Origin of the sequence: Ruegeria arenilitoris (assembly GCF_013032445.1) — a bacterium.
In the GTDB taxonomy this organism is placed as follows: domain Bacteria; phylum Pseudomonadota; class Alphaproteobacteria; order Rhodobacterales; family Rhodobacteraceae; genus Ruegeria; species Ruegeria arenilitoris_F.
On record NZ_WQCA01000048.1, the window covers coordinates 1 to 11,681 of the forward strand.

At 55.0% G+C, this 11,681-nt stretch carries 6 protein-coding genes and 1 pseudogene; 6 read left to right on the forward strand and 1 reads right to left on the reverse strand.

What is annotated here, in order from left to right:
• A partial coding sequence (locus tag GOW98_RS24485) for a DDE-type integrase/transposase/recombinase (protein ID WP_170337066.1) occupies positions 1-248 on the forward strand: 248 nt, incomplete at its 5' end.
• Between the two features lie 86 nt (positions 249-334).
• Here the strand turns inward: GOW98_RS24485 and GOW98_RS24490 are convergent.
• Positions 335-1,246 carry a LysR family transcriptional regulator gene (locus tag GOW98_RS24490; RefSeq protein ID WP_170337068.1) on the reverse strand — a complete coding sequence of 304 codons (912 nt, stop codon included), beginning with the start codon at positions 1,244-1,246 and terminating at the stop codon, positions 335-337.
• Positions 1,247-1,435: 189 nt separating this feature from the next.
• Between GOW98_RS24490 and GOW98_RS24495 the strand changes: the two genes are divergently transcribed.
• From GOW98_RS24495 to GOW98_RS24515, 5 genes and pseudogenes are all read left to right on the forward strand, one after another.
• Positions 1,436-8,659 (forward strand): calcium-binding protein, encoded by a 7,224-nt coding sequence (locus tag GOW98_RS24495; RefSeq protein ID WP_170337070.1) that lies wholly within the window; start codon positions 1,436-1,438, stop codon positions 8,657-8,659.
• A 169-nt stretch (positions 8,660-8,828) separates the two neighbouring features.
• Positions 8,829-9,248: an ester cyclase gene (locus GOW98_RS24500; RefSeq protein ID WP_170337072.1), complete on the forward strand. Its 420-nt coding sequence runs from the start codon at positions 8,829-8,831 to the stop codon at positions 9,246-9,248.
• 29 nt (positions 9,249-9,277) lie between these two features.
• Positions 9,278-10,546 carry a glycosyltransferase family 4 protein gene (locus GOW98_RS24505; RefSeq protein ID WP_170337074.1) on the forward strand — a complete coding sequence of 423 codons (1,269 nt, stop codon included), beginning with the start codon at positions 9,278-9,280 and terminating at the stop codon, positions 10,544-10,546.
• Between the two features lie 271 nt (positions 10,547-10,817).
• Positions 10,818-11,207: a carboxymuconolactone decarboxylase family protein gene (locus GOW98_RS24510; RefSeq protein WP_170337076.1), complete on the forward strand. Its 390-nt coding sequence runs from the start codon at positions 10,818-10,820 to the stop codon at positions 11,205-11,207.
• A gap of 272 nt (positions 11,208-11,479) precedes the next feature.
• Positions 11,480-11,681 (forward strand): annotated as a pseudogene (locus GOW98_RS24515) (IS6 family transposase); the annotation flags it as partial.

Consider the following 11,681-nt stretch of genomic DNA (forward strand, 5'->3'; position numbering starts at 1 on the left):
GAGCCACCGAAAAACAACAGACGGGCAGGTGGCTAAATAGTCGGGTTGAGAACTCTCACCTGCCGTTTCGACGAAGAGAACGCGCCATGCAGCGTTTCAGGCGCATGCGAAGTTTACAGAAATTCGCCTCCGTCCACTCCTCCGTTTACAACCACTTCAACCAGGAAAGATCACTTACCTGCCGAGACACCTTCAAGCTGACACGCACCGCCGCTCTCACAGAGTGGCGCGAACTTGGTGCGGCATAAGGGGCAGCTATACTGGCCTGGCTAAGACTGGTTCGAATTTGTCTGACAGCACCGTTCTGACAATTCACCGCGGGAGTCTGGACGCTTCACTTTGGAAATCGGGCCGTCGCGCACCAATTGCGCAATGACATTGCAATTTGGGTTAGTGCTTCAAACTCGGGGTGCGATTTCCGATAGGCAGCACTCCACTGGATGGACAGACCGGTCGACGTGATCGGGACACTTTCCACCTCTCCCTCGGTACATGCGGCATCTACTGCCCAACGGCTCAGGATGGACAGGCCAAACCCGGCTTTCACCATCTCGATAACGGCGTCGGTATGACCGGCATTGACCAAGCGTGGCCGTATCCCGGCCTTACTCCAAAGCAGCTCTTCTTCTAGCCCGGCCTCGCCGTACATTGAATAGGTGATGAACGGGTCAGCCATAAAGTCCTCTGCAGTTACATATGCCTTTTTTGCGAGCGGATGTGCTTTAGGCAGAATGCAGACGAGGTCATCGCTGAAAATCTCAATTGCATGTATCTCGTCTGCCGCGACGTCCCCGGCTACAATGCCGAGATCTGCCTGTCCACATTCAATCACTTCGATACGGGCACCTGTCGCAGTAGAGACAAATTCAAATTCCAAACCCGGAGTATCCCGCTGAATGTCTTTAAAAAAAGCGGGTAACCAGCGGAATGCACTGTAGGCAAAGGTCGCAATGCGAATGACCTGATTGGGCTCGGCCTTCGCACCTGGATTTAGGCCTCTTTCCAGACGCGCGATTTCGGCAAGGATCCTTTCCGCGCTGGAGGCTATCGATTCGCCGGATGTTGTCAGATGCAGTAGGCGACCGCTGCGGTTGAAGAGTTTGCATCCCAGTCGGCGTTCCGCCTCCTTCAACTGATGGCTTATGGCCGATTGCGATAAGCCAAGGTGAGTGGCGGCGGCCACAGTGGTGTTGTGGTCGCGCAAAGCGAGGATGGCTTGAAAATGACGCAGGTCCAGTTTGGTCATGTATGAATAGTACGCGAGAAAAACGACAAAATATTAATTTTTCGCGATATAATCATTCACTTAGTCTGGAGGAAAACTGGATTCGGATGCGAAGAAGGTTTGCGATGAGGCGCATACGCAAAAATTGAAGCAGGTAAATGCGCGCGATAATTCAGGACAAGGTCAACAACAATCCGCGATAGGATCGTCATGACTACCATAAATTATGATCAAACCGATGCCACCGTCGTCAACGTTGGCGATGTAACTCTAATCTATTTCGGGACCGATTTCGATAAACTTTCGTCTGACTATACAGGATACAACGTATTCTTCGGCACTATCGACTACTCCCGCACGGCATATATCGCACCCGACCCGACTGTTCCTGACGTCGACTCCGATGATTTGCTTCAACCGGACGCGTTGGGTCAGGTGTCCGTCTTTGCTGGTCGGGGAAACGATACCGTCGTTGGCACATTCGGAGGGCCTGATACGCTGGTCGGTGGCAGCGGCGATGACACAATTGATGGGTACGCTTGGAACGACCTCATCTACGGTGATTACGCGAACGCGCCGACCTATCTCGGCACGGGGTCCAATCCTCCTATTGCGCTGCCCACCGAAGATCCGAATGTTTCCGGCAACGACACGATTGAAGGGGGACTCGGCGCCGATACGATCTATGGCGGGCCAGGAAATGATATCCTTCGCGGCGGCGAGACCAACGAAGAGGGGATGGACGTAGACGAGCCAAGCGGAAACGACCTCCTCTTTGGCGGCGCTGGCAACGACTTCCTCAATGGCCGGGATGGCTCTGATACGTTGGATGGCGGCGCTGGCAGCGATGTCCTGACGGTTCAGATGAATGAGAACGACCGGGACAGCCTGACCGGCGGCGACGGGGGCGATGTTTTTGTCCTCAGCTACCAACCTCCCCAGGTCATAATCTCAGACACTGGCAGCAGCAGTCTCAGCGTGACGTCGGATCAGGCCATTCAACTCGCGCGGTATGGCGTGGGAGGCCTCGTTTCCAGTGCGTCGGCAGTTGGCGCCATTCCGGGACCCGTTGGATCCGCCTTCACTGCAGCGTTTGATTTCGGCTCGATCATTGCCAGTGTTATCAACGATTCCGGGATTGCCCAAAGCGATCAAACGATCCCAAGCGCGCAGGATAACAACTACAATTACGTCAATATTGTCGATTTCAATCCACGTGAAGATTATATTGTGTTGCCGTTGCCGCAGGTCGCCGGCAACCTGACTTTTAACATTGTGCAAAGCGATAGTGGCTGGAGCATTCTGGTCGATGACGGCGACCAGAAAATAGCCAATATCAACATCGACAATGATTTCCTGAGACTGGATATCAACGATCCGAACAGCACCGTTCTTGGCGGCGAAGACGCTTTGGGCGTTCTCGAGGCATTCATTGAAAACGCGTTGATTATTAAGAATGATAAAAACGGCAACCTTTCGTTCACCCAGCGGCGGGATGGCTCTTTCAGCGATGCCAATGGCGACGGCACATATACCCAATCCGAAGCCGGTAGTGAAATCACCCTCGATACCGGCAACAGCGCCGCAGTCGCCAATCTGTCAAGCCAGTTGGGAAACGCATCAGTACTCGCATTTGGCAACTGGGGTGGCCAGGCGCTAGCTGGTGACGGCAACGATTATGTTCGTGGTACCGATGATAACGATGCGATTATTGCCTATTCCTATGCCCAATTCGTCGAGCAACTTAAGACAGTTTTCGATCCCTACAAAGTTACGGTTGGGGCGACGTCTCTTGAAGGCCTTGGCGGCGATGACGGGCTTTATGGCGGCGCGACCAATGAGACATTGGATGGTGGCGACGGCGACGACTATCTGGCGGCCGGTGCCGGATCGGACACGCTGATTGGGGGCAGCGGAACCGACAACTTCTACATCGATCACTTCAATATTCCCCAGTCGGTGTCTGACACTGCGTTTGAAGAGAACACCATCGCAGACATTGAATTCTACGAAACAATTATCTTCGACGTAACGTACACCGACAGCAACAATCGCATCGTCACTCTCAATCCAAACGATATCGAATTTGCCACAAGTGGATCGACCAACAATATTATCATTCGGTTCGCGTCCGAAAGCTTCCCGATTACCGGTGGGCTGGGAGTCGTTATTGGCGATCTCAATCAGGTCAACGTCAGCAACAACAGCGATCAATCGCTGACCAGCTTACTGCTAGATCTCGATTCCGCGACGACGTCGAGCGTGTTCGGCGGCAACAAATATGACGCGCCGGGTTTTACGGTCGCGTATAGCAGCGATCAGTCCCAGATCTACGTGACCCGCAACGCAGGTGTCGGCACCGAGGGTGACGACCTTGTGCAGCCCACCTCCGAGTTCGCTGAAATCGGCTACAGTTACCAAGGTCTGGGCGGCAACGACCAGATCATCGGTTCTAAAATGTCCGACACCTTGGACGGCGGTAGCGGAAACGATTTCATCGTCGGCAACCTGGGCAGCAATGAAATTACCGGCGGCAGCGGTAACGACTCGCTTCTCGGTGGTGCGAACAACGACACCATTTACGGCACTACAGGGTTGAACACCATCGATGGTGGCTATGGTGACGACTCCATCATCGGCGGAAACTTGAATGACAAGATTATCGTCGGCTTGGGCACAGACACGATCGACGGAGGGAGCGGCACAGACACCCTTGAATTCACGAATGATTTTGACGGTTCCATCATTTCAGCGTCGGTCGATCTCTCGGCCCAGACATTGACCATCGATACCAATCTCGGCGCCCCGGACCTCAACACGGTCGGACTGACCTACAGCCAATCGTTCACGAGCATTGAGCGGGTCACCGGAGGCGACTACGCCTTGACGGTCTTCGGCACGAATGATGGGGACAGCCTGCTGGGTGGCAGCGGCGATGATTCCATCAGCGGTGGTGCTGGCAACGACACTCTCGACGGCGGAACGGGCGCTGATACCCTCAATGGCGAAGCTGGTGCAGACACGATCTTTGGCAACGACGGAAACGACTCGCTGATTGGTGGTGCAGGGCTCGACACTCTGGTCGGCGGCGCCGGCGACGATACCCTGATCGCGGGCGACGATACTGTTGATGCCGCCTCTGGTACATACAACCCGGGTGATGAAGGCGAGAGCTTGTCGGGCGGTTTGGGCAACGACTCCCTTATCGGTGGTGACGGGGCCGACACACTTTACGGCGGCCAGCAAGATGACGTGATCAACGCCGGTGGCGGCAACGATCTCCTCTACGCGTTTGGGTCGGATCCAAACTTGCCCAGCGGCAATGATGTCCTCAACGGCGAGGACGGCGATGACACGATTGACGGCGGGGACGGTAACGCGACCATCAGCGGCGGCATGGGCGATGACGTTATTGTCGTGTCCGGTGTCCTTTCAAATTCCTCTGGTGGCACTCCGACCAGCGTCAGCAAAGTTATCGACGGTGGTGTCGGCAACGACACTCTGGACCTTGCGGTCAATGGGGTGCGCTCGGCGTCGGGCTTCAATATCGGTGTTGTTCTCGATATGCGCGCCGGGTCGAGCAGTTATAACCTCGCCGATCCGACCTTGAACCTTGATGGTGAATACGGTTTCACCTTTTCCAACATCGAAACTGTCATCGGCACGAACGCGGCCGACTCGATTACCGGCAGCGACGGCGATGACTCGATCACGGGCGGCGGTGCGGACGACACGATTGTCGCCAGCTTCGGAAATGACACGCTTGACGGCGGTAGTGGTACGAACACACTGGACTTTACTGGTTCGGGGCTGATCACCAAAGATACATTGCTGACCGGTGACGGTGGAACGGCCACATTTACCGACGCGGACGGCAACGAATACACTCTGACCTATTCTAATTTTGATCGCTTCGTTGGTTTCGAGGGCGGTATCGAGATCACCGGAACAAGCGAAAACGACTCCCTTGTCGGTGGCGACGGCCCAGACGTCATTAAGGCCCTCGACGGAGACGACACTGTGGACGGCGGTGCCGGAAACGATTCCGTGGATGGCGGAGGAGGCGAGGACAGCCTCTCAGGCGGCGCGGGAAACGACACGATCCTTGGTGGCGACAACCCGTTTGCTTCGGGAAACAACGATACCATTGATGGCGGTGCGGGCAACGACTCGATTATTGCGGGTCTCGGAGACGACTCGGTAACTGGCGATGAAGGGGCCGACACGCTTTTGGGCGGTGCGGGTGACGACACTTTGGAAGGTGGCGATGGCGCTGACAGTATCCTCGGCGGAGACGGCCGGGACACGATTGACGCCGGTTCCGGTAACGACACGATCCAAGGCGGCGCGGGCGGCAGCGGTGGAGGTGATATTATTTCGGCCGGTTCCGGCGATGATGCCGTATTATGGTTTGTCGGAGACGCTAACAATTATCAGTCGATCGAAGGCGGGGACGGCACCGACCGGCTGATTATCAACATGGAAGACGGGTTTGACGTTGATCAAAACACCCTCGCTATCAATGTGTCCTCTTCTTCCGGTTCTTTCGACCCGAACCCCACCGGCACGCTGAACATAACTGCCTATTACTACGCGTCTTCGGATCCCTCGAGCTGGATCAGCCAGACATTCGAAGCGACCGGCATCGAGGAGGTCTTTGTCATTGCAGATGCCAATGGCACGTTTGTGTCCACGGAAAATCCGTTCAACGTGGATCTGGTGGCGACGAGCCTTGTACCTGTGACTGGCACCGACGCATCCGAGCAGATCACCGGCACGGCTGCCGATGAGTTGATCAATGCTCTGGGGGGTGACGATACAGTCATTGCCAGCCTCGGCTACGATATCGCCGATGGCGGCGCCGGAACCGACACACTGCGCCTTGATACGCCGGATTTCGCGGGTGGTGTCGATCTTGATATCGCATCCGCTCAGGTGACGTCGGTGACAAACGCCAACACCAAGACCTATTTCGAGAATTTCGAAGCCTATGTTGCCACAAACAGCGCCGACACCATCGCTGGCAGCATCGCAGGCGAGAACATTGCGGCCGGTGGCGGAAACGACTCTGTCCAAGCTGGGGACGGTAACGACACAATTTCGGCAACCGACAGCACAAATGCCAGCAATGACGGTGCCAACTTTATCGATGGCGGCAACGGCGATGACTCGATCTCGGCGGGAAGTGGAAACGACACGATCAACGGCGGAGCCGGCAACGATACCATCACCGCAATGGGGACAAACACAATTGACGGAGGCGATGGCGATGACTCGATTGTTGCCAGCGGCATCTTCACTGCAAACACCATCGACGGTGGCGCCGGGAACGACACGATAGCGGGTTTGGGCAACGACACCCTTGATGGCGGCGATGGCGACGACAATCTTGTGATCAACGTCAGCGACGCAGAAAATGTCACTTTGAAGGGTGGCTCAGGCACCGATGTTGTGACGATCAACCTGGCGTCCGGGCTGGCGAACGCTAGCACATACGCAAACCTGTTCGTCGGTGCGGATGAGGTCGAGATCGATCTCGAGATTCAGGGACCGGAGTTCCAACAAGGCATCGCCTATGCCGATGGGATCGAAGAGCTTGTTTTTGATGCAACGGGCACAAGTGGGTTTGACAGCGCCACTGCCAGCATTGAGGCGAATACAGGTTCAACAACTGTGAACTTGTCACGTGTGACTTACATAGGCGGGGACGGGGTAGACAATTTCCAAATCGCTCCCTTGCCCGGTTTGACCGTCGATACAGAACTTTCCGGTGCGGGCGGCAATGACTCGTTGTTCGGCGACAGCGGCAGCGACACCATTGACGGCGGCACAGGTGACGACAGCATTTCGGGAGCATCCGGAGACGACTACATCACCTGGTCTTATGGCGACGGCAATGACACGATCCTTGGCGGCGATGACACGGATACGTTGACGATCAACGCCGACAACGGCATCGACGCCGTCGTTTCCGGCACGACAGTGGATATCACCGTAACCAGCGGAACAGATCCCAAGTTGAACATTACTGTCGGTGGCGACATGTTTGAGGTCAGCGAGGTCGAAGAGCTCGTCATCAACGCCGATGTCAATGGTACAACGACCAATGTCACGGGCAGCCTCTCAGCCGCGGGTGTGGCGCTCAACACGGTGACTTTCAACGGGCATGTCGGCAACGATGTTTTCGACGGCTCAGGCATGACTGATCTCGTCCGCATCGATTTTGATGGCGGCGCCGGTGAGGACACACTGATCGGTGGGCGCGGTGACGACGTCATCCGGGGCGGTAACGGCAGAGATGTCAAATACGGAGGAGAAGGCGCCGACATATTCATCGGCACTTTCGAGCACTTCATCAATGGCAGTGCTATTGCCGATTTCGCCGATGGCGACAAACTGATCCTCGAAGGTTACGAGCAGTCTGTGACTTTTGGGATTACCGACCACGGCAAGACTGAGCTTTTGCTAGATGTCGATGGTGACGGTACGGCAGATGCAAGCATTGACATCGAAGGTGACTTCGCCACCCCAGAATTGGACAGGTTCCAAGTTGAGCGAGTAGGTCGCGACACGCATATCTACCTTGCGGTCATTGGAGCTGATGCGCAGATCACTGACGGTGGAGGTGGAACCTCGGGGAATGACGCACTTTATGGTTCCCATCTTGCCGACACCCTCTCGGGTTTGTCGGGCGACGACACGCTTGACGGCAATGTTGGGTCGGATGTGCTGAAGGGTGGCTCGGGCGATGACGTTCTGCGCGGTGAAGACGGTAACGACACCATTTGGGGTGGTCGCGGCGATGATTTCATCGATGGCGGAAACGGCAACGACATGATCCGCGGAAACTTTGGCAACGACACGATCGAAGCCGAGATGGGTAACGATACGGTCCATGCCGGAAGCGGGGAGGACCTTGTCGAAGGTGGCATGGGCCAGGATCGGATCCGGGGCGGTGCCGGCAACGACACGCTCGAAGGTGGTCAGGGTGACGACATCATTCACGGCGGCAACCACGACGACCTGCTGAATGGCGGCGACGACAACGATTTGCTGAGTGGCGGGTTCGGGAACGATACGCTGAACGGAGATGATGGCAATGACACCCTTAAGGGTGATTTCGGGAACGACATTCTGTCGGGCGGTGAGGGCAATGACCTGCTAGTCGGTGGGTGGGGCGCCGATACTTTCGTCTTCAACGGTGGCAACGACGTGATCCGCGATTTCGAAGGTGGTTTGGACTTCCTCTGGTGGAGCCTTCCAGGCGACAAGATCGTCCTGGATATCGAAGGGGTCGAGAGTTTTGACGACGTGCTGACGGCGGCTTCGCAGGAAGGGAGGAATACTGTTCTGGACTTTGGTGAGAATGACAGCCTGACGCTGAGAAATATTCGGGTTTTCGAACTGGAAAGCGATGATTTTTCATTCGTTTGAAAGACAAATCTCGGGTCACCAGAGGCGGAGACGAACAGTCAAGCAACAGCAGCCCTATTGGGTCGCGAGATTGGAGTAACAAATGTTGAGAAGGAGTTTTGTGCTCACTAGTCTTCTTGGATTGATAGTGGCGCAAGCGCCATGTTCCATACAAGCACAGGAGAGTTTGATGGTTGACGAAAAGGCATTGTCACGCCGCGCCCTCGGAATGTGGGCAGCAAAATCGAAAGTTGATACTACGATTTTCTCACCGGAATACAGAAACCATCAGGAGCCAATTGCAAAAGGTGGTGCCGGCAGTGTCGACTTGGCCACTTGGGTGGAAATCGTAGAAGCTAACCACGAAGCGTTTCCCGATTTGAAAGTCGAAATCCTTGCGCAGATCGGAGAGGGAGACAGGGTTTCGACCTACTGGCGGTTCACAGGGACGCAATTGGGGTCTTATCTGGGACAGCCACCTTCCGGCCGTGCCGTAGATTGGACAGGAATTCAAATTGATCGCTTTGAAAACGGCTTGATTGCTGAAAGCTGGGTCGTATGGGATTTCCATTCGCAACTTGTGGAACTGGGATTGTCGAAAGACTTTTGAACATCAGATTCGATTTGGTTGGGCCTTAAATGAAAATTCTGTTCGTTCATCAGAACATGCCGGGCCAGTATCGCGAATTGATTCAATGGCTTGCTGCACAGGGCGGGCACGAGCTCGTGTTTCTGACGCAACGCAACCCTGCACCGCAGATCGCCGGAGTGAAGTCCGTGGTCTACAAACCGCATCACATACCGACCAAAGATGCTTACGGCCTGTCCAGAGTCTGGGAGAAGGCCACCGGCGTCGGCTTCGGCGTGGCAATGATGGCGCGTCAGCTTGAACAGCAGGAAGGGTTTAAACCGGATCTGGTGCTTGGCCATACCGGTTGGGGTGAGCTTTTGTTCTTGAAACAGGTCTGGCCGGATGTCCCAATCCTGGGATTCTTCGAATACTATTACCTGCGCTCTGGTGGTATGGTCGGTTTCGACCCCGAGGAGCCAGTCTCAGAGAACATGCCCTTCCTGATGCATGCGCGCAATGCGGTGCCTTTTGCCAATATCCAGACTGTGGATCTGGGCCATGTGCCCACGGAATGGCAAAGAAACACGTTTCCCAACAGCTTTCACGACAAATTCTACACCTGCCATGACGGCATCCGCACCGATTTACTTGGTCCAAATCCAGAGGCCAGCCTGTCACTGAGCAGACTGGGCCGGTCAGTTACCCGAGAAGATGAAGTATTCACCTATATGGCGCGCAACATGGAGCGTGCGCGCGGGTTCCATATCTTCATGCGGGCTTTGCCAAAAATCCTAAACGGGCGACCTAATGCGCGGGTGATAATCGTTGGTGGTGATGACATTTCTTACGGTAGCAAGAGTGATCATCCTAGCGGGTTTCGCGGTGAAATGGAGGCTGAAGTCGGCCATCTGATCGACTGGGATCGGGTGCATTTTGTCGGCAAAGTGCCCTTTTCCAGCTATTGTCAAATCATACAGATCAGCCGCTGTCACGTGGCGCTGACTATGCCCTTCGTGCTATCTTGGTCATTGCTTGAGGCGATGGCGATGCAGGCCACGGTGGTGTCCTCGGATGTGGCCCCAGTGCGCGAGGCGATCACCCATGGAAAAACCGGGCTGTTGGTGGATTTCTTCGACGACGGTGCGCTAGCCGACCAGGTGATCGATGTGCTCGCAAATCCCGCGGCTTACGTTCACGTCGGTCCGGCGGCCCGAGCGCATGTGGTCGAGAAATACGATTTCCTGTCCCGTTGCTTGCCCGAACATATCAAGCGTATGAACAGCCTGGTACCCGAGGCGGCGCGGATTCCAATGCCGGGCCGGAACCCTTTTGAGTAAACTAAATGGTCTTGTTACAATAAAACGTTTTGTTACGCTGTGCTGCGCAAATGCCTTAGAAATTCCCTGCGCTAAAAGGTCGATTTCCTTGTAGAAGACAATGCTACTGCCTTCGAATTGAAAAGGTGGCGGCGAAGGGCAACAACATATAGCGGTTAATCTGACAGTGCCGTGTCATAGGCTGTCATTTGATAATGACGAAGGAAATGAACTGACGTGATTTCTCTGACGCAACTCCACTTTTGACTGAACTTCTGATTGGAAGGTAGACATGACAGACAACCAGGATCACGATCGTAAGACACGGGCTTCGATTTTGCTAGACCAGATGGAGGCTGGCGCTGCGGCACGGATATCAGAAAGCCTTGACGCGTTTGACCCGGATGCATTCAAGCTTATCTTCGGGTTCGCATTTGCCGATGTTGTGGGACGCGACGGGATTGATCTGAAGACCCGAGAAATGCTGACCGTAGCCATGTTGGGGGCGCAGGGAACGGCGCCTGCGCAACTCGACTTTCACATGCGAGCGGCATTGGAGTGTGGCGTGGCGCGTCATGAGATCGTAGAGATTGTCTATCAGATCGCGGTCTATGCCGGAGTACCTGCGGCTATGAACGCTATAACCGCGGCAAAAAAGGCGTTTGAGGCTTTGGAGACCTGAAGCGTTTCGAGACTGGGGTGGTCGTTAGAAACAGATTTATGAAAAATCGCACCGAGGTTCTAACTTGTTCAGCGAAGCAAAGTGCAATGAATACATACTTGATTTTAACTCGACCTTTGTAGGTGGCACGTCACCGCAGGATTGTCTTCGACAAGTACTACGAGCAGGATGCCACGTTCGAGTATGTGCCACAGGCTCGCAGAAACATTGGTTGGGTCTTGTCAGAAGAAATTTGGTTGAGCGGGGCAGGGCGGTTGCGTAGCTTTTTGCCCATGACCAGACCTGCCTCCTTCAAATACTTTAAGACCAGTCCCGAGGTCATCCGTCTTGCGGTGATGTTATACATCCGATTCCCGCTCTCTCTTCGGAACGTCGAAGATTTGCTGCATGAGCGCGGGATCGATGTTAGCCACGAAACCGTCCGATATTGGTGGAACAGGTTCGGGCCGATGTTTGCCGCTGAGATCAGGCGAA